Genomic DNA, 18,849 nt, shown 5'->3' with positions numbered 1-18,849 from the left:
CCGATTTAATTAATTAATATAGTAACAGAATTACATCAAATTATTCTTAATTTATCATACAGAATTTTTATTATTTTTATCTAAAAGGTATATCATTGTAAGCTCTATGAAAAAAATACTTTTATTCCTATTTGTATCTTTCTTTTTTGTCAGCTTCTCTTTTGCTGGAGGTGATGATAGAGACCAAGTACTTCCTTTAAACTCTCTGAATGAAGATTATGATGAAACCCCAAATTTCCTTCAGGAAGATGAGTTAGTTGAGGCGCAGATTGATGAAAATGTAGAAGAAGTTATAGAAGCAGAGACCAGTAAGAAAGAGCCTGCACTAAGCACTCAAACTAGTGACGAGAGTGTAACAATGAATAAAACCGTTGCTTCTATTGAAAAGTACTTTATGTCAGACCAAGGAATCCTTGTGCTATTGATACTTTTTTTTGTAGCAATAATTCTATTATTTAATTTTTTCGTAAGAGAAAAAGAGTAACTAATCCTTCTTAGAAAAATGCACTGCAATTTTTGCCGCTAAGTCTGCATTATTTTTAATCAACTTGATGTTGGCATCTAGGCTCTTACCTTTTGTAATTTCATTAACTTTTGATAATAAATAAGGCGTTATTTTTTTGCCTGTAATACCTTCATTATCAGCCTCAATAATAGCTAGATTTATTGCCTCATTCATAGCGCTTGATTCAAGTTCAAATGCAACTGGAATAGGGTTTGTGACTAATACACCCCCATCAATATAGAGATCCCATTTGGTTTTAAGTATGCTTGCAATATCAGTTGCTGCATCAATTCTGTAGTCGACATTAAACCCAGATTTTGTGGAGTAAAAAGCTGGCATCTCAGAAGTTTTATAGCCAATAACAGGAACGCCCTTGGTTTCAAGATACTCAAGAGTTAGCCCAATATCAAGTATAGACTTTACCCCGGCGCAAACAACACACACGTTTGTTCTTGAGAGCTCATCAAGATCTGCAGAGATATCAAGTGTTGTTTCAGCGCCTCTATGAACCCCTCCTATTCCACCTGTTGCAAATACTGCTATATTTGCAAGTTTTGCAATAATCATTGTTGACGCAACGGTTGTTGAGCCAGATAATTGCTGTGAAACAGCAACAGCAAGATCCTCCTGGAGATCTTTTTAATCTCGTCATTCGTTGCTAAAAATTCAATTTCTTTTTCAGTAAGGCCTATTTTTAAGCGCCCTTTAATAATTGCAATAGTTGCTGCAACGGCATTATTTGATCGAACAGTCTCTTCAACCATCAACGCAGTCTCTATGTTTTTAGGGTACGGCATCCCGTGAGAGATAATAGTAGACTCGAGCGCAACAATTGGCAAGTTATTTTTTAGTGCATTTTCAACGTCTGGGTGAAAATCTAAATAATCATTCAGCTTCATTGCTCTGTTCCTTTAATAATAGCGCTACATTTTCTAGTGATAACTGATCACTGATAGTATTTTTACTTTTTAATGCAATCAACGCAGCAGCAGATGCATATTTTACTGTTTCTTTAATGCCATTTAAATTTAAAAAACCATAAACCATTCCTGCCACAAAAGCGTCTCCCGCTCCATTTGCACTGACTACATCTATCTTTTTTTGATTAAACATCCCATAATCTTTTCCGTCATAATAAAACACACCCTCGTCACCCAGAGTAATAAAGATTTGTTTGCAACCCTTTTCAAACATGTTCTTTGCAGCGCTATGCATAGAGCTTTGATCTGTAATTTTAATGCCAGTAATTAGCTCAGACTCTAACCTATTCGGCTTAACGGTATGAAATTTACCAATAAGGTGCGTTATCTTTGATGCCTTTGCGATCGATACTGTATCTAAAAATAAGGGAATATGGTTAAATTTTTCTGTTATGTACTCAATGACATTAACTGGGATGTTTGTATCAATTACAATCAAAGAGCTTTGATTTAAGGCATCTTTGTGGCTTCTAATGTCATCAATTGACATCTCATTAATGATTCTCATGTCTGAGATTGAAACCAGCATGTCGTTATTATCATCCAGCACCGACAGGTATTGACTGGTTGGCAATGTGGGATGCCTATTTATGTATGAAGTATCGACATTCGCTTTTTGAGTGGACTCAATTAAAAAATTTCCCAGAGCGTCAGATCCGACATATGAAAATATTTTTGTTGGTATGTTGAGCCTAGACATGTTCTCAGCAATATTTCTTCCAACGCCTCCTGAAGACATTGATATTTCACCTGGATTCGAATCCTTTAATAAAAGCGGGTTATCACTAGACCCCTGAAGATCAATATTGGCCCCACCAATTACAAAGACATACTGCTTTTGTTTGGATGTCATGTTTTCAATAGACTATTTTTTATCTTTTTAATCCAGTTAATTAAGTCTAAGTTTAAAGAATAAAGGCAAGGAAGGAGTATCAAAGTAACAAAAGTACCAAATAGTAAGCCGTACCCTAGCGCCATTACCATTGGTTGTAAGAATGCGTCTTTACCTCCAAAGCCATAGATAAGCGGTAAGACACCTGCGAGCGTTGTAAGGGTCGTTAATATTACTGCCCTTAGTCGGTCTTTAGCGCCCATCGCAATCCACTGGATTGACGTACTATCTTTGTCTTGACTTTGCTTAATGAAATTAAGGTGGCTGATCATTACTAAAGAATCATTTACTACAACTCCCACTAGCGCTAAGACCCCCAATAAAACAAAAAAACTGAATGGTTCAGAGTGAAAGAAGAAAGCCCACACTACGCCAATCAAAGCAAAAGGAATACTAAGAATAACTAACAGCGGCTGAGAGTATGAATTAAAAAGAAGCGCTATTAGCATAAATATACCAAAGACAGCAAACCCAAGTGCCAAAGTAAAATCACTTAAAGCTTCTTTTGCTTCAAATGAGCTGCCCCCTTCTATTGCACGAACTTCAGGAAAATTATTAATCAAGTCTAGCTCATCAAGTGCTCTTTTTGAGACAGATTGAGCGGTGGTTACTGAGTCTTCAACTGCCGCACTTACCTTAACAACTCGCTCACCATTCAAGTGCTTGTAGTTTGGATCGCCTGGAGTCTCTACAACACTTGCAAATTGTGACATTGGAATCATCCTTCCCTGGTTATTCCTGATAGAGGTTTCCGTAATATAGTCATCAGAATAATTACTATCACCAAGATACATTTTAACGCTTAGCTTGGTGTTATTAAAATCTACATCAGAAACGTCCATCCCAGAGTATATGGTCCTTAAGTGACTGTATACCTGCTGGTATTGAATTCCTAAGCTTGCCATTGACTCATAATCCAACAAAACCTCAATTCGATTTTTACTTAAATCGTCATCACGATCAATGTCGCTGACTCCGTCGTAGCTACTAAGTATTTTTTCAAGTTGGTCAACAGCAGCCTGACGCTGAACATCATTACTTCCAATTAGACTTAACTCAATATCTAAAGCTCCACCCGGGCCGCCTCTATTTGTTCTAAAGTTAATCCTTGAAACCCCTTTAATATCCTTGGTTTCTTCTTTAAGGATCTCAATAATTTCTTTAGCAGAGATTGCGCGATCATTCGCTGGCGTCAAGGTAATAGCAATCGATGCTCGATTAGAGGCTCTTGAACCAATTGTGCTCGTAAAAAAGTCTAGGTTTGAACCCACCTTATCAATAATAATATTATCAATTTTAATGATGGACTGCTCAGTTGTTTCAACGGGAGTCCCAAGTGGCGTTTGAATGCGCATATTTATCGAGTTTGTGCCGCTCGATGGCCACTGAATATAAGTAATTTCCTTCATGCCAACATAGGCACTGAATGCAAGAAGCGCAATAAAAAGACTTAAAACTATAAAGCGCCACCTAAGGATTACAACTAGCACTTTTTCAAACCATCTTTCGACAGGCTTAAACCATGTTTTTTGTTTGCTGACCTTACTACCAGACATGTGCGCAGGCAGAGCGATACTCACTTCAAGAAATGAGAACGTTAAAGCGCAGATAACAGTAATAGGTAATATGTATATAAATTTACCGGTCGTTCCACTCATTATTAGAACGGTTGATATTGCAAGGATTGTAGTTAATATAGTCGTAACAACAGGCATGATTACCCTTTTAAAGCCATCAACAATATTTTGATAGACATCACCCCCCTTTTCTTTATAGTGGTGAATACTTTCAGCAATGATAATGCTGTCATCCACAACTAAGCCCAAGACTAAGACCATTCCAATTAATGAGATTAAGTTAATTGTTTCGCCTACAAAGCCAAGAAAAGCAACCGTCCCTAAAAGAGTCACAGGAATACTTATAGCAACCCAGAATGCAGTCTTAAAAGATAAAAATAAGCCTAAAACAACCATAATTAAGGCTAGCCCTACTAAGGCATTGTTAGTTACAATATTTAATCGGTTAGATACTGGCTTTGATCTGTCATCGGTAACAATTAAATTGATATTTGAAGGGTATGATTCTTTAAGTACATCCAAAGTCTCTCTTACTTTTTCAATGGTTCTAATAACGTCTGCTTTTTCTGTTTTTGTAACCTTGAGGACGAAGCCCTTAGTCCCATTAATTCGAGTAATTGTATTAAAACCAATTTCACCTTCATCAATTGAGGCAATGTCCTTTAATAGAATTGTTGGCCCATCATAGCTGGACTTTACAACAACGTCCTCTAAAGACTCTTTATCTTGATATTCAGAGATAATAACGATATTTTTTTGGTTTCTTCCTTGATTATTATCACCAATAGCAGAGCGTATATTTTGATCAGCGATGGCGCTCCTTACCTGATCAAAAGAGAGTTGGTATTGTAAAAGCTTTTCTGGATTAATTCTAATTTGTACCTCTCTTTCAGAGTCTCCACCAATATTAATGTTCGCAATACCATCAATTAAAGAAAGATTTTTCTCAATATTATTAGCAATGGCTTTAGCAGTCTCGACATTGATGTCATCTCCACCGATTACTATTGTAAGGATTGGCCACTCAGTACTTGTCCTGTCAACTACTAATGGGTCATTAGCATCTTCTGGCAAGTCTTCAATTTCATTGACCGCCTCAGAAATACTAGCCTTCACCTCTTGGATATCATCAACATCCTCATCAATTTCAATATTTATACGAGATGTCCCTTCAGATGAAGTAGATGTCAGCTCTTTGATTCCATAAATTCCCTTTATTTTGCTCTCAATTACGTTAGTAATATTCTTCTCAACATCTCTCGGAGAGGCGCTTGGGTAAGAAGTATTTATTGAGAGCCGATCAAATTCAATAACCGGGTAAGTATCACGCTGAATTTTTTGGAGCGTCATAAAGCCTAATACGACAATTGACAACGTAAATAATAGTGCGAGTTTTTTTTGACGTACAAGGAAATTTAAAAACGAATCCATAATTTTCTCTTACTTTAACTTCAACCAAAATATTATATAGATGGTACGTAAAGAAATAGTGAAGACTTGGTGAACTTATAATCCGTTTTTTTTATACATTTTTTAGTGAATAAAATCAATAATTTATGACTTGATGCTTTAAAATTTGATAGCTATTAATTAACTAAAATTAAGCATAAATGAAAAGCTTGTTTGTAATTCTAGGAAACCAACTCTTTGAGCCCAAATTACTTCAAGAGCTGGGCTGTAATGAGGTCTTTATGGCAGAAGACTTTGATCTTTGCAGCTATGAAAAACATCACAAACTCAAGCTTTACTTGTTTCTATGTGCAATGCGTGAGTACAAAGAAGAGCTAGAATCTTTGGGAATCTCTGTTGGATACTTTGCCTTAAATGATCGAATTGAAAATCAATCTTATCTAGAGTGTCTTGTTGATTATGTTTTGGATAATGAAATAGAACAGGTAAATGTATTTGAAATTGAAGACAAGACCTTTGAAACTGAATTACTTGAAGGCTTAACTAAGAGTAATGTTAAGTTTAAAGTTCACCAGTCGCCAATGTTTCTCTTTTCTAGGGAAGAGCTTTACTCACTAATGAAGGATAAAAAAGCCCTAAGAATGGGAAATTTCTATCAGCACGCAAGGAAAAAATTCAACATTTTGATGGATGAAGACAACAAGCCTTTGGGCGGTAAATGGTCCTTTGATGCAGAAAATCGAAAAAAAATTCCTGCTAATACTTTGATTCCTGGCCTGCCAAATACTAGCCAATCGTTACACCATGATGAAGTTTGTAGCCTCATTATGCAGCATTTTAATGACCACCCTGGAAGCCTCGATAATCCATGGTTTCCTGTTAATCGACGTGATGCTGAGAGTCAATTTGAAGATTTTTTAAAGAAGAGAATGGCTAATTTTGGTATTTATGAAGACGCAATGCTAGAAGGCAAAAACTTTTTGTTTCATAGCTGCATCAGCGCCTCAATGAATATAGGGCTTTTGTCTCCTCAAAAAGTTATTCAAACCCTACTAGATAGCGCTGATACTTATCAAATCCCCATGAACTCATTGGAAGGCTTTGTAAGGCAAGTCTTAGGTTGGCGTGAGTTTATCAGAGGCGTATATCAAACAAAAGGTGACTACCAATCAAATAAAAACTATTGGGGCCATACGGGCAAGTTAACTTCAAGCTGGTACGAAGGTTCAACTGGAATAGCGCCTTTAGATGATTCTATCATTACTGCAATACAAGATGGATACAACCATCACATACCTAGACTTATGGTCATAAGCAACCTGATGAATCTTTGCGAAATTGATCCCAAAGAAATATATAGGTGGTTTATGGAGATGTATATTGACTCTTCCGAGTGGGTTATGGTTCCAAATGTGTTTGGAATGGCAACCTATTCTGATGGCGGCCTAATGTCAACTAAGCCTTACACCTGTGGCTCAAATTACCTACTTAAAATGAGTAACTACAAAAAAGGTGAATGGTGCAATGCAGTTGACGGACTTTATTGGAGGTTCATTCAAAAAAATAGAAAGTTCTATGAATCCAATCCTAGATTATCTCTTCAACCAAAACTATTAGACAGAATGTCACAGGAAAGGAAAGAACTTATCTTTGGCGAGGCAGAAAAATTTATTAAGGCCCATACTCGATGAAATTAGAGAAGATTTGTAAAACTTGCAATAAGCCCTTCACCTGGAGAAAAAAATGGCGTAAAGACTGGGAAAACGTTCTCTATTGCAGTGAAAGGTGTCGAAGGAATAAGCTGTAGTAAATTTGATCTATTAATAAAAAGCCCTCAATGAAGAGGGCTTTTTATGAACTTATGTAAAGTTATGCTTACTTCTTCTTGCTGCCAGCTGCGCTTGATTGCACTGCAACATTCCAAATAATTAAACCAAATAAGATTTTGTTAACAAAATCTGCAAGGTTGTAAACAATGTTTAAAGTTCCAGCATCTACACTTCCCATCATATATCCGAAGACATATCCAAGAGGATAAATAGCCCAGCCTACTAAAACAATAATTCTAAGAGCATTGAATGCAGACTTTACGCTTGCATTTGCCTCAGCTGCTTTACTAGCCTCACCACCGAAGATTTCCCAGATGATGATTGCCCAACCTATCATGCCCACGACAAACCCGACAGAAGCGGATACTAAATGCGCCTCACCTGCGAATCCACCAATTAGCATTACCATAGTTCCAGCTAATAATCTCCAGAAAGAATTAGTTGACACTGAAGCGCCTACTGCTTTCAAGATGATGAAAAATTCAATCATTAATAATGGGACAGTAATTAACCAATCAATATATCTGTATACAATTGGAGAATCAGGAGCTCCTGCGATAACCGAAGCTACCCAATAGTCTCTCATATAATAGTAGTGAATTGCAGCAACCAACGTTACCAATCCTGCAACTGTCATTGACAGTCTCCACTCTTTATTTACTGCCATACCTTCATAAAAGAAAAATACTGTAGCAGCAACCATCGCCACAGACACTATCCAGAATGAAACGCCAACAAAATCGCCAGCTTGTAAAAATAAACTCATATCGTTCATAGGAACTCCCTAAATATATTAAATTAACAATAATAATAACTAATCATTAGCTATTCCGGAAAAATATACCTTAAAAACAATATTAAATACCCATTAATTTATAATATATTTTTTTAAACCCTTATACAATAGGTCATTTTGACACATTACTTAAATTGCATAAAAAATAAGGATGGATAAAAAAAGGCCCAATTAAGGGCCTTTTTGGGTTACTTTATTTGCGTAATTCGATTATCAGTGAAACCTGAGTAACCTGGATTTGCCTTAATATAATCAACAACAACATCGGCTAGATCTGGACCAAAGTCATAGATATCTGTTGCAGACCTGAACATTTTATAACCATCACCACCAGCACGAATAAAGTTATTAGAAACCATACCGTATGTACCGTATAGATTGAGTGCACTAAAAGACCCATTACTCTCTTGGATTTCAATTGAAGTCACCCTTTCATTAGCAGGTTTTGACGCATCGAATGAGAAGCGCATTCCTGAAACCTGAGGGAATCGGCCCGAACCATCCTCAACTTGACTAACGCCATTTTCAATCGCTGCAAGTAATTGCTTACCAGTTACTTTGAAAGTTGACATTGTGTTTTGGAAAGGAAGAATAGTCATAATCTCGCCCAATGTAACCTGCCCAGCATCAAGAGAGGCTCGAATGCCTCCTGAGTTTGCAAGAGCAATCGAATAACCTTTTTCCATTCCTGCCGCTCTCATTGCGTCCGTTATCATATTACCCATATCACATTCTTGAACTCGGCAGACAGCTCTATCGCCATTTAAAGAACTAGAAACGTTTCCAACTAGAGTTTCTTTAAGATCTGTTATTGGCTTCTCTAATTCATCTAAGCGAGCAACTATTTGACTATTCTCATTGACAGAGCCGTCAATCGTAATTGGCTCACCTGTTGCAGAGATAACCTCACCTTCATCATCAAAGACAACTGAGAGCTCACCTAAGTATTTACCATAGGCATAAGCTTGTACAATTTGAGTGCCATTAACAACGGTTGGATAAGGTCCTTTTGCTCTATCGCTAATGTTTGATAGATAAGCATTATCATGACCACCAACAATCACGTCAATACCTGTTGTATTGGCTGCAATTTCTTTGTCAATTTCGTATGAAGAATGTGACATAAGTATGATTATGCCAACTCCAGCTGCTGTCAAAGAATCGACCTCAGCTTGCGCAGCAGTAATAGCATCAGTGAATATAATATTATCACCAGGACTCGAAATATCAACAACGTCCTCTGTAACAAGGCCTATAAGTCCAATTTTATGACCACTTCTCTCTATGACCGTTGATTTTTTTAGCTTACCCTTAAGTTCTGGCTCCATATCAACATTTGCATTTGCCATAAGCACTGGAAAGTTAACCGCATCCATAAATGCTCTTAAGGTTTCAGGGCCATCATCAAACTCATGGTTTCCAACAGTCATTCCATCGTAACCAAGTTTATTCATCATTTCTGCAGCAACCTTACCCTTATAAAGGTTATAGAAAAGAGTTCCTTGGAACTGATCACCACCGTCTAAAAGTACTGTATTTTCATGCCTTGAGCGTGCATCCTCAATTGCTGTAATTAGACGAGCGGAGCCGCCAAAACATTTTCCTTCAGCATTGCTCTCAGCAGAGCAATTATTATCGTACTTACTGATAGGCCTAAAACGAGCATGAAAATCATTTGTATGAAGTATTGTTAAGTTTAGAACTTTGTGACTTGCAGCTATTGACGATTGGCTAAAGAAGCCCAATGTAACAACAAAGCTCAAAAGCACACCTGGAATTATTTTTTGCAAACCTATTGAATGCATTTTGTGTAAGTGTTTCAAAATTACTCTCCCCTGTAATTAAAAAATAGTTGAGGTTATATTGTAATCCTATTTATTATATTATTTATCAAAATATTTATTATGGGTAGACTCATGCTCCAATGTAATTCAAAATAACAATGTATTATTTAAAAATCAATTAAAGCAATTAACGATGAAAAACAGCGAGAAAATTGAAAATAAACTACTAAAAAATCTAAAGCTATGCACGTTACCACTGCCGCATAGAAGGAGCCTCCCTTTTGAATTCTATTGGCAGAATTCTATTTTTACACAAGAAAAAAAACGTATTTTTACAGATCAATGGTTGGGGTTAGGTCGGGCAGATAGATTGATGCTTCCGGGTCAATATGAAGCATTAGAGTTATGCGGTCAAGCGCTTTTATTGATTCGTGATCAAGATAAAGCTTTGCGGTTATATGCAAATACCTGTAGGCATCGCGGCGCTAAGTTGTTAGAGGGTAACGGACAATGCCAAGCAATTAGTTGCCCTTTTCATGGCTGGACATATTCACAAGATGGAGTCCTAATTCACGCCAAAGAGATGGATAAAAATCCAAATTTTGATTTCGCAGAGCACTCACTGATTGAGTATGACTTAAAAGAAGTTGAAGGCTTCTTGTTTGCTTTTATTGGGAGTGAGTCAACAAGTTTAGAGAAGCAGTTAGGCGATTTTGCAAAACTTCATAAGCCTTGGGCATTGAACGATCTTGTAACGACAAGGCGTCAAGCCTTTGAAGTGCAGTGCAATTGGAAGGCATTTTTAGATGTTTTTAATGAATACTACCACCTGAACAACGTGCACCCAACCAGCATCGATAATCTCTATTGGAAGCCTGAAGAGTCAGACATTACATCGGGTGACTATGCGAGTCAGTTTGGACTTACCTCTGGCACTGGCGCCCTTCTTGAGGCCCAACAACTCAGCGCATTATCAAAAATGGCGAGTTTAACAGAGCCATGGAGCCTTGGAGCTCGGTATAGCTGGATTTTTCCAAATATGACTTTTGCAGCAAGCCAAGAGGCGATTTGGGTTTATGAAGCCACTCCAATCAGTTCAGAGCGCTGCCAAATACGTCAAAGCATTTGTTTTCCAAAAAGTACAACGGAGCTACCTGATTTTAATGAAAAGTCTCTAGCCTATTATCAGCGCCTTGATGACGCCATGAGTGAGGACATTATTGCTCTAGAGAATCAACATAAAGGGCTTCGAAATTCACCATCACTGCAGGGTCAATTTTCTCCTCTAATGGAAGAAAACGTTGCCTCATTTTCTAACTGGTATGCGACTAAGATGATTTAGACACAACACAAGTTTTTATTAATTCACAACTGTTAATTTTATCCAAAGCTATTCATTAACTTAATCAATGGTTTTTAGAATATTTATTTAACTACTGAGTCCCCTTCTATAGCGTTATTTTCCTTCATTAGGATTGGCCTTCCATCTGGCGTGCTCAAGGGAATAATTTTTCCGTTGTAACGAGCACAAAGCGTTGGGCTGTTTTGCTTTTTACTTCCTAAATTCACCTCTAAATCCACCAAAACCAATTCAGCATCTAAAACCTCTAAAACCTTCATATTCTCTCCTTTGTTAGATGAAGTCCGTTGAAACAGCGAGAACTGCAATACCAAGTAAAGCGACAGTTTGTAAGACCATAAGTGCGATTGATTTTCCGCCTAGCTCCATCATCGACTTAAGTGATGTGGAAATGCCAAGCCCTGCAATAGCGAACACTAAAAACCATTGCGAGATGTCCGCAAGAAACCCCGTTAACATTTGAGGTATGAATCCGATGCTATTTACAATCAAGCATAAGGCAAAGCCAAGGGCAAACCATGGGAATGCTTTAGGGCTAATAGTACCAAGCTCATCATCACCCTTTAATAAAAGCGCAATAATAATAACAATGAACGGTAGCATTGAAATTCTCAGTAGCTTAATAAAGGTAGCTACATCACCGGTCTCATTAGAAACGGCATAACCAGCGCCGACTACCTGCGCAACATCATGGATGGTTGCCCCAATAAGGATTCCAATCTCAACGTCACTAAAGCCCCCTACTGAAAACAAAATAGGATAGGCAATCATCGCAAAGGTTGAGAGCGCTGTTACGCAGACAACAACAAATAAAGTATCGCGATGCCTATCTTTCCAATTAGGGAGGACGGAGGCAACAGCGAGCGCCGCAGCTGCGCCGCAAATTGAAACAGCGCACGCGGTTAAAAGTCCAAAAAGATAACGCCTACCCATCAACTTCGCGATGAACCAACTAATTGTAATCGATGAAAGCACAAGAATTGGAACAAGTAAAAGTACATTCGTACCAAGACCTAAAATTTGATCAAGCGTAACTCTGAAGCCTAATAATGCAACACCAAAGCGAAGAATTTTTTTACTTGAGAACTCTATACCTTGAGCACATCGCTCATCGGTTGCTAGAAAGTTAAAGGCAATACCAATTAGGAGTGCAAAGAGCATCACTGGGGCTTTGTAGTGAAGGCTTAGAAATCCTGCTGCTGCGGCTATTGTCCCAACAACAATTAGGCCAGGGAAAAGCCCATTAAGTCGATCTTGTAATTTAATAATCAAGGAATTCATTTAGAAAGGTATTTAAGGTAATTGATACGGCGAGTCATTTTAAATCAATATAGATCTAAAGTGGCGGTATGGTTTTTTAATTAATCACATAGCAATTAAATATTAACTCTCTTCTTTTAAAGCCTTATTCAGTCTATTTAGTGAACCCGGATTCCAGTCAGAATTATGAATGTCTGACTCTTCAGACCTTGCATTTGTGGCCATTATTGCTTTTTCTTGCAATGATAATTTCTTTTTCTTCTTGGTTTTTAGTTCTTCATTCTGTTTTTTCATAGTTCTTTCCGCTAGTTGAAGTAAAGCCATTACTCATCAATTGTACTCTTTTTGATGTTTGTTGTATTTCATGTTTTTATTCTTAATAGAATGTGTTCAAATTAACACAGAGTTATATTTTTAGTTTCTATTATTTGGATGAAGTCAAATGGCCTACGTAGTAACCGATGGTTGTATTAAATGTAAGCACCTAGATTGTGTTGAGGTGTGTCCAGTAGATTGTTTCTATGAAGGTGAAAATACACTAGTTATTAATCCAGATGAGTGCATTGATTGTGATGTCTGCGTCCCAGAGTGTCCAGTTGAAGCTATATTGCCTGATACTGATCCTGTTGGCGTTAAATGGTTAGAGTTCAATAGAAAATACAGCACTGATATGAATTGGCCAGTTATAACTGAAAATAGTGGTCCAGACCCTGAGCATGAAAAATATCACCCGGATAATTTTCCAGATGGAAAGATGCATTTATTTTCTGAAAAGCCCGGGAAAGGTGATTAAATATGTTGGGGCAAGACAAATCTTTTGCTCTATTTTGTATTTATGGGGTAGATTAAACCATAATATTTTTAAGTTTATCGCTCTAATAATTTATATTTTTTTCATCTAAAATCCTTTTAATAAATATGTCTAAGAAGTCCTATCACATAGATTTTTTTGGTAATAAGAGCATTTCAAGAACGTTTAAATAAAAGGTTGAAAGTTATGAAAATTGGAGCTCTTAAAGAAACCTCTTCAGGTGAACAGCGTGTTGCCCTAACTCCAGACAGTGCAATTAAGCTAAAAAAGCTTGGTCATGAGTGCCTGGTTGAATCGGGTGCTGGTATTGCAGCTGGCTTTATTGATAAGCAATATGAAGATGTCGGTGTTGAGATCTGCAAATCTGGCGAAGCGCTTATAAAGGCAAGTGATGTAATTGTTAAGGTTCAGCCGCCAAGTGAATCTGAAATCAAAAGACTTTCATCCTCCAAGACACTAATCTCTTTTTTCTATCCAGGCGCCAATGAAGTGTTAATGGAAATGGCTAAAGCTAAAGAGGCTAGCGTTATTGCTATGGATATGGTGCCGCGCATTAGTCGCGCCCAAAAAATGGATGCATTATCTTCTATGGCCAATATTTCCGGCTATCGCGCAGTGATTGAGGCGAGTAACAACTTTGGCCGCTTTTTTACTGGACAGATGACAGCAGCCGGTAAAGTACCCCCAGCAAAGGTCTTAGTAGTTGGCGCCGGTGTTGCTGGACTCGCAGCAATTGGCACCTCTACCTCTCTTGGTGCTATCACCTATGCATTTGACGTTCGCCCAGAAGTTGCCGAGCAGGTAGAGTCTATGGGCGCTGAATTTGTTTTCTTAGATTTTGAAGATGAACAGAACAATAGCACCTCAACTGGAGGTTACGCTGCTGTATCCTCGCCTGAATTTACTAACGCTCAATTATCCAAGTTCCGAGAGATTGCGCCTGATATGGATATTGTGATTACTACCGCTTTAATTCCTAATCGAGAAGCGCCTGAGCTTTGGACTAAGGATATGGTTGCCAGTATGAAACCTGGCTCAGTGATAGTAGATCTGGCTGCTGAAAAAGGTGGAAATTGCAAGCTTACTGTTATAGATGAGCGCATTGTTACAGATAATGGCGTAATTATTATTGGGTATACAGACTTTCCAAGCCGAATGGCCGCTCAGGCGAGCACTCTTTATGCCAGTAATATTCGCCACATGATTGATGACTTGACTCCAAACAAAGATGGAGTGATAGTTCATGATATGGAGGATGACGTTATCCGCGGCGCAACGGTCGTTCACAATGGAAAGATTACTTTTCCTCCTCCACCTCCAAAAGTACAGGCTATTGCCGCTATTCAAAAAGCAAGGGTTCCAGATAAAACCCCTGAAGAGGTTCGAGCTGATGAGGTTGTAGCCTTTAAAAAACAGACTAAAAACCAAGTTATATTACTTTTTGTTGGAGGCGCATTGTTATTCTTAGTTGGAAGCTATGCACCAGCAAGTTTTATGCAGCACTTTATTGTTTTTATCTTATCTGTTTTTGTTGGTTTTCAAGTTATTTGGAATGTTAGCCACTCTCTTCATACGCCACTGATGGCTGTGACCAATGCGATTTCATCAATCATAATATTGGGAGCAATACTTCAGATAAACTCATCCAGCTCTATAGTCATGGTTCTTGCTGCGATATCGGTGTTTTTTGCTGGCATTAATATATTTGGTGGCTTCCTTGTAACCAGGCGCATGCTTGCCATGTTCCAAAAATCTTAATGAGGCTGACGTCATGGAAATAGGCTTTACTTCTGCTGTTTATGTTCTTGCAGCGGTGTTATTTATTCTATCACTTGGCGGGCTGTCTGGTCAGGAAAGCGCAAAGCGCGCGGTCTGGTATGGTATTACTGGAATGGCCTTAGCTGTATCTGCCACCCTACTAGGTCCTGGATTAGGGCATTGGTGGCTCTCACTGGCTCTGATTGCAGCAGGTGGCTTGATAGGTTACCTTTTAGCGTCGAAAGTAGGGATGACTGAAATGCCAGAGTTAGTTGCTGGTATGCATGCTTTGGTTGGACTTGCCGCGGTATTTGTGGGCTTTAACACTCATTTTGAACTGGTTAATATTGCCTCTATGGATGATACTTCCAAGAAAATGCTTGAAGGGTTTTCAGGGCTACTTGCTAAAAAGTCAGTGGTAGAGATAAACATTCTTCGTGTTGAGACAGCTTTGGGTATCTGGATTGGTGCTGTTACTTTTACAGGCTCAGTGATTGCTTATAGCAAGTTAGCAGGCAGAGTAACTTCAGAAGCTATCAAGCTTCCTGGGGGTCACTTTCTTAATGCAACTGCAGCTATTGTGTCAGTACTATCTGTAGCTTGGTATTTAAATTCTGGTGAGTTATTGTCGATGATCATTCTGATGGTCATGGCTTTATTTATCGGTTATCACCTTGTCATGGGTATTGGTGGTGCAGACATGCCGGTAGTTGTATCGATGCTGAATTCATATTCAGGCTGGGCTGCTGCTGCGATTGGATTTAGTCTTGGTAATGACCTTTTGATTGTTGTTGGAGCTTTAGTAGGATCATCAGGTGCTATTTTATCCTACATCATGTGTAAAGCCATGAATCGGTCCTTTGTGAGCGTAATCCTTGGTGGCTTTGGTGGTTCATCTGGTCCTCAAATGGAGATTAATGGAGAGCAGGTCTCTATTGATGTAGACGGTGTTGCCTCTGTATTAAATGAAGCTGAAAGTATCGTAATAATCCCAGGTTACGGTATGGCAGTTGCCCAAGCTCAACAATCAGTGTCTGAATTAGCGCGTAAGTTAATAGCTCAAGGAAAAAATGTTCGCTTTGCAATCCATCCAGTAGCTGGTCGCTTGCCAGGTCATATGAATGTTCTTCTAGCGGAAGCGCGGGTACCTTATGACATCGTTATGGAGATGGAGGAGATTAATGATGACTTCCCAGATACCGATGTGGCTATTGTAATTGGATCTAATGATATTGTGAATCCAGCTGCTCAAGAAGACCCAAACAGCCCAATTGCAGGCATGCCTGTATTAGAATGCTGGAAGGCTAAACAAGTATTTGTCTCCAAGCGGGGTCAGGGAACAGGATATTCTGGCATCGAAAATCCATTATTCTTTAAGGAGAATGCAAGAATGTTCTACGGGGATGCAAAAGAATCTATTGATAAACTCTTACCACTTATAGACTAATTAAATAAGAACTATTTATAATCTAGAATTTGAGAATCAACTAAACGTCTATAGCCCCTTTCTATAAAATGATATATCAATTATTGATATAAATTCTACTCACTAATATTTTTTTAAACAACTAAGGATTATATTGTGAAAGCATTAGTTAAAAGCCACTCTGAGAAAGGGATTTGGCTTGAAGACGTTCCCATGCCAGAGGTAAGCAGTAACGATGTGCTCGTCAAAGTTCAGAAAACTGCAATTTGTGGTACTGACATACATATTTATAATTGGGATGCATGGGCAAAAAAAACCATATCTGTGCCAATGACAACAGGTCATGAATTTGCTGGAGTTATAGCTGAGTTAGGTGAAAGTGTTGTTGGATTAAAGGTTGGTGATCTGGTTTCTGCTGAAGGTCATATAGTTTGCAATCGATGCCGTAACTGTCTAGGTGGACGCAAACACCTGTGTCCTAATACTGTTGGGATTGGAGTTAATCGAGATGGATCTTTTGCAGAGTATGTATCGGTTCCAGCAGAAAATGTATTTAAACCAAGTGTCAAAATTTCAGCGGACTTACTAGCCTGTTTCGACCCATATGGGAATGCAGTTCATACCGCGCTTTCATTTGATATGGTAGGAGAGGATATTTTAATAACTGGCGCAGGTCCAATTGGAATTATGGCAGCAATGGTTGCTACTCACAGTGGTGCTCGTAATATAGTAATTACTGATTTAAATGAATACCGCCTTAATTTAGTTAAAAAAATCTTACCGAAAGTAATCACTGTTAATGTTGAAAAAAATCAAATCACGAAAGAATTAATGGAAAGTTTAGGTATTTTTGAAGGCTTTGATGTTGGCTTTGAAATGTCAGGTTCCCCTCAGGCATTTGGGGAGATGCTTAATAAAATGATTAATGGTGGCAAGGTAGCAATGCTGGCCATCATGCCTTCGGGTTCTGGTATTGATTGGGACTTGGTTGTATTCAAAGGGCTACATATAAAAGGTATTTATGGTCGTGAGATTTTTGAGACTTGGTATAAAGGCTCTATGATGGTACAAAGTGGGCTCCCACTTGAAAAAATTATTACCCACCATTACCACTACACAGACTTCCAGAAGGGTTTTGATGTAATGTGTTCAGGCCAATCTGGCAAAGTCATCCTCAATTGGGAAGATTAATTTAAGGAATTTTAATGAGTTTTAAAAGTGCAAAAGTGAGCTTAGAAAAAGATTTAAATGCCATTAAAGAGGCAAGTTTATGGAAAACTGAACGCGTCATTGCATCTGATCAAAAAAACCAAATTACACTTGAAGGTGGCACTGAAGTGATCAACATGTGCGCGAACAATTATCTTGGGTTAGCAAACCATTCTGAGGTAATTCAAGCAGCTAAAGATAGTTTTAGTGACTGGGGTTTTGGCTTGTCATCTGTCCGCTTTATTTGCGGTACTCAGAGCATCCATAAAAAACTTGAACACAAGGTTAGTGAATTTCTTGGCATGGAAGATACGATTCTCTACGCAGCTTGTTTTGATGCCAATACAGGGCTCTTTGAAACAATTTTGTCTAAGGACGATGCGGTTATATCTGATGAACTCAACCATGCTTCAATCATTGATGGTGTTCGTCTTTGTAAGGCCGCTCGATTTCGTTATAAGCACAATGATATAACTGATCTTGAAGCAAAACTAATTGAAGCTAAAGAGAGTGGAGCTCGACGTATTCTAATTACAACTGACGGTGTTTTTTCGATGGATGGCACTATTGCACAGCTCGACAAAATATGTGACTTGGCTGATAAGTATGATGCTATGGTCCATCATGATGACTGTCATGCGACTGGCTTTATAGGCAAGACAGGCCGCGGGGTTCATGAATATTGTGATGTGATGGACCGTGTTGATATTATTACTGGAACCTTTGGCAAAGCGCTTGGTGGTGGCTCGGGTGGTTTCACCTCAGGTCGTCAAGAAATCATTGACATGTTGAGGCAAGGCTCCAGACCCTATTTATTTTCAAATACTGTTGCGCCTTCTATATGTGCAGCCTCGATAAAAGTATTAGAGATGCTTTCAAACTCTACAGAACTAAGAGATCATCTAGAAAAGAATACGAATTACTTTCGTCAAGGTATGCAAGAGGCAGGCTTTAATGTAGATGATGGCGTTCATCCAATTGTTCCAGTCATGTTAGGTGATGCTAAATTAGCACAAAAGATGTCAGTCAAACTTCTAGAAAAGGGGATTTATGCAATTGGTTTTTTCTTTCCTGTAGTGCCAAAAGGCAAAGCAAGAATCAGAGTACAAATATCAGCGGGACATACTAAAGGTGATTTAGATAAAGCAATTGAAGCTTTTTCCTCTACTTATAAGGATTTATCAAATTAAAGAAAAATAATTAATCGGTACTGAACTCGACTAACTATTAATAATAGTCGCTCTCTCAGATT

16 protein-coding genes and 1 pseudogene are annotated in these 18,849 nt (G+C 38.3%); 9 read left to right on the top strand and 8 right to left on the bottom strand.

What is annotated here, in order from left to right; all coding sequences use genetic code 11:
• Nucleotides 1–106 precede the first annotated feature (106 nt).
• On the top strand, nt 107–484 hold the full coding sequence (locus ABXT44_RS04475; RefSeq protein WP_416686087.1) for a hypothetical protein: 378 nt from the start codon (nt 107–109) through the stop codon (nt 482–484).
• Here ABXT44_RS04475 and ABXT44_RS04470 read toward each other — a convergent pair.
• From ABXT44_RS04470 to ABXT44_RS04460, 3 genes and pseudogenes are all read right to left on the bottom strand, one after another.
• Nucleotides 485–1,404 (bottom strand): annotated as a pseudogene (locus tag ABXT44_RS04470) (pseudouridine-5'-phosphate glycosidase).
• The gene (locus ABXT44_RS04465; protein WP_416686086.1) at nt 1,391–2,338 is read right to left on the bottom strand and encodes a carbohydrate kinase family protein; all 948 of its coding nucleotides are present in this window, start codon (nt 2,336–2,338) and stop codon (nt 1,391–1,393) included. The pseudogene ABXT44_RS04470 and the gene ABXT44_RS04465 overlap by 14 nt, the downstream one beginning before the upstream one ends.
• A complete protein-coding gene (locus ABXT44_RS04460; protein WP_416686085.1) occupies nt 2,335–5,385 on the bottom strand; it encodes an efflux RND transporter permease subunit in 3,051 nt (1,016 codons plus the stop codon). The genes ABXT44_RS04465 and ABXT44_RS04460 overlap by 4 nt, the downstream gene beginning before the upstream one ends.
• A 179-nt stretch (nt 5,386–5,564) precedes the next feature.
• On the opposite strand from ABXT44_RS04460, the gene ABXT44_RS04455 reads away from it, so the two are divergent.
• Together ABXT44_RS04455 and ABXT44_RS04450 are read left to right on the top strand one after the other, a co-directional pair.
• A complete protein-coding gene (locus ABXT44_RS04455) occupies nt 5,565–7,055 on the top strand; it encodes a cryptochrome/photolyase family protein (protein WP_416686084.1) in 1,491 nt (496 codons plus the stop codon).
• Complete coding sequence (locus tag ABXT44_RS04450; RefSeq protein WP_416677000.1) at nt 7,052–7,171, top strand: DUF2256 domain-containing protein; 120 nt, start codon at nt 7,052–7,054, stop codon at nt 7,169–7,171. The genes ABXT44_RS04455 and ABXT44_RS04450 overlap by 4 nt, the downstream gene beginning before the upstream one ends.
• A 68-nt stretch (nt 7,172–7,239) precedes the next feature.
• Here ABXT44_RS04450 and ABXT44_RS04445 read toward each other — a convergent pair whose 3' ends face one another.
• Both ABXT44_RS04445 and ABXT44_RS04440 read right to left on the bottom strand, forming a co-directional pair.
• Nucleotides 7,240–7,959 carry a bacteriorhodopsin gene (locus ABXT44_RS04445; RefSeq protein ID WP_416679552.1) on the bottom strand — a complete coding sequence of 240 codons (720 nt, stop codon included), beginning with the start codon at nt 7,957–7,959 and terminating at the stop codon, nt 7,240–7,242.
• A 218-nt stretch (nt 7,960–8,177) separates the two neighbouring features.
• A complete protein-coding gene (locus ABXT44_RS04440; RefSeq protein WP_416688422.1) occupies nt 8,178–9,794 on the bottom strand; it encodes a bifunctional metallophosphatase/5'-nucleotidase in 1,617 nt (538 codons plus the stop codon).
• 172 nt (nt 9,795–9,966) lie between these two features.
• On the opposite strand from ABXT44_RS04440, the gene ABXT44_RS04435 reads away from it, so the two are divergent.
• Entirely contained in the window at nt 9,967–11,115 is a 1,149-nt protein-coding gene (locus ABXT44_RS04435) for an aromatic ring-hydroxylating oxygenase subunit alpha (protein ID WP_416686083.1), read from the top strand.
• 83 nt (nt 11,116–11,198) lie between these two features.
• Here ABXT44_RS04435 and ABXT44_RS04430 read toward each other — a convergent pair whose 3' ends face one another.
• The 3 genes from ABXT44_RS04430 to ABXT44_RS04420 all read right to left on the bottom strand — a co-directional run bounded on the left by ABXT44_RS04430 (nt 11,199) and on the right by ABXT44_RS04420 (nt 12,687).
• Nucleotides 11,199–11,393, bottom strand: a complete 195-nt coding sequence (locus tag ABXT44_RS04430; RefSeq protein WP_416686082.1) for a hypothetical protein — start codon at nt 11,391–11,393, stop codon at nt 11,199–11,201.
• Between the two features lie 13 nt (nt 11,394–11,406).
• Entirely contained in the window at nt 11,407–12,414 is a 1,008-nt protein-coding gene (locus tag ABXT44_RS04425) for a YeiH family protein (protein WP_416686081.1), read from the bottom strand.
• A gap of 102 nt (nt 12,415–12,516) precedes the next feature.
• Nucleotides 12,517–12,687: a hypothetical protein gene (locus ABXT44_RS04420; RefSeq protein WP_416676996.1), complete on the bottom strand. Its 171-nt coding sequence runs from the start codon at nt 12,685–12,687 to the stop codon at nt 12,517–12,519.
• Nucleotides 12,688–12,835: 148 nt separating this feature from the next.
• Between ABXT44_RS04420 and fdxA the strand changes: the two genes are divergently transcribed.
• From fdxA to kbl, 5 genes are all read left to right on the top strand, one after another.
• Nucleotides 12,836–13,186, top strand: a complete 351-nt coding sequence (gene fdxA / locus ABXT44_RS04415) for a ferredoxin FdxA (protein ID WP_271541719.1) — start codon at nt 12,836–12,838, stop codon at nt 13,184–13,186.
• A 204-nt stretch (nt 13,187–13,390) separates the two neighbouring features.
• Nucleotides 13,391–14,962, top strand: coding sequence for a Re/Si-specific NAD(P)(+) transhydrogenase subunit alpha (locus ABXT44_RS04410; RefSeq protein ID WP_416686080.1), 1,572 nt, complete (start codon nt 13,391–13,393; stop codon nt 14,960–14,962).
• Between the two features lie 13 nt (nt 14,963–14,975).
• Complete coding sequence (locus tag ABXT44_RS04405) at nt 14,976–16,409, top strand: NAD(P)(+) transhydrogenase (Re/Si-specific) subunit beta (RefSeq protein ID WP_416688419.1); 1,434 nt, start codon at nt 14,976–14,978, stop codon at nt 16,407–16,409.
• 135 nt (nt 16,410–16,544) lie between these two features.
• Complete coding sequence (gene tdh, locus ABXT44_RS04400; protein WP_416688382.1) at nt 16,545–17,579, top strand: L-threonine 3-dehydrogenase; 1,035 nt, start codon at nt 16,545–16,547, stop codon at nt 17,577–17,579.
• 14 nt (nt 17,580–17,593) lie between these two features.
• The gene (gene kbl / locus ABXT44_RS04395; RefSeq protein ID WP_416688379.1) at nt 17,594–18,787 is read left to right on the top strand and encodes a glycine C-acetyltransferase; all 1,194 of its coding nucleotides are present in this window, start codon (nt 17,594–17,596) and stop codon (nt 18,785–18,787) included.
• Nucleotides 18,788–18,849 lie beyond the last annotated feature (62 nt).

Origin of the sequence: Candidatus Pseudothioglobus sp. Uisw_041 (assembly GCF_048087625.1) — a bacterium.
Lineage (GTDB): Bacteria > Pseudomonadota > Gammaproteobacteria > PS1 > Pseudothioglobaceae > Pseudothioglobus.
This window is presented reverse-complemented; position numbering and strand designations above follow the sequence as displayed.

Coding starts and splice junctions, on each gene's coding strand:
- kbl (WP_416688379.1), top strand. CDS start 17,594: ATGAGTTTTAAAAGTGCAAAAGTGAGCTTAGAAAAAGATTTAAATGCC.
- ABXT44_RS04430 (WP_416686082.1), bottom strand. CDS start 11,393: ATGAAGGTTTTAGAGGTTTTAGATGCTGAATTGGTTTTGGTGGATTTA.
- fdxA (WP_271541719.1), top strand. CDS start 12,836: ATGGCCTACGTAGTAACCGATGGTTGTATTAAATGTAAGCACCTAGAT.
- ABXT44_RS04440 (WP_416688422.1), bottom strand. CDS start 9,794: ATGCATTCAATAGGTTTGCAAAAAATAATTCCAGGTGTGCTTTTGAGC.
- ABXT44_RS04405 (WP_416688419.1), top strand. CDS start 14,976: ATGGAAATAGGCTTTACTTCTGCTGTTTATGTTCTTGCAGCGGTGTTA.
- ABXT44_RS04410 (WP_416686080.1), top strand. CDS start 13,391: ATGAAAATTGGAGCTCTTAAAGAAACCTCTTCAGGTGAACAGCGTGTT.
- ABXT44_RS04420 (WP_416676996.1), bottom strand. CDS start 12,687: ATGAAAAAACAGAATGAAGAACTAAAAACCAAGAAGAAAAAGAAATTA.
- ABXT44_RS04425 (WP_416686081.1), bottom strand. CDS start 12,414: ATGAATTCCTTGATTATTAAATTACAAGATCGACTTAATGGGCTTTTC.
- ABXT44_RS04475 (WP_416686087.1), top strand. CDS start 107: ATGAAAAAAATACTTTTATTCCTATTTGTATCTTTCTTTTTTGTCAGC.
- ABXT44_RS04455 (WP_416686084.1), top strand. CDS start 5,565: ATGAAAAGCTTGTTTGTAATTCTAGGAAACCAACTCTTTGAGCCCAAA.
- ABXT44_RS04445 (WP_416679552.1), bottom strand. CDS start 7,959: ATGAGTTTATTTTTACAAGCTGGCGATTTTGTTGGCGTTTCATTCTGG.
- ABXT44_RS04465 (WP_416686086.1), bottom strand. CDS start 2,338: ATGACATCCAAACAAAAGCAGTATGTCTTTGTAATTGGTGGGGCCAAT.
- ABXT44_RS04460 (WP_416686085.1), bottom strand. CDS start 5,385: ATGGATTCGTTTTTAAATTTCCTTGTACGTCAAAAAAAACTCGCACTA.
- ABXT44_RS04450 (WP_416677000.1), top strand. CDS start 7,052: ATGAAATTAGAGAAGATTTGTAAAACTTGCAATAAGCCCTTCACCTGG.
- ABXT44_RS04435 (WP_416686083.1), top strand. CDS start 9,967: ATGAAAAACAGCGAGAAAATTGAAAATAAACTACTAAAAAATCTAAAG.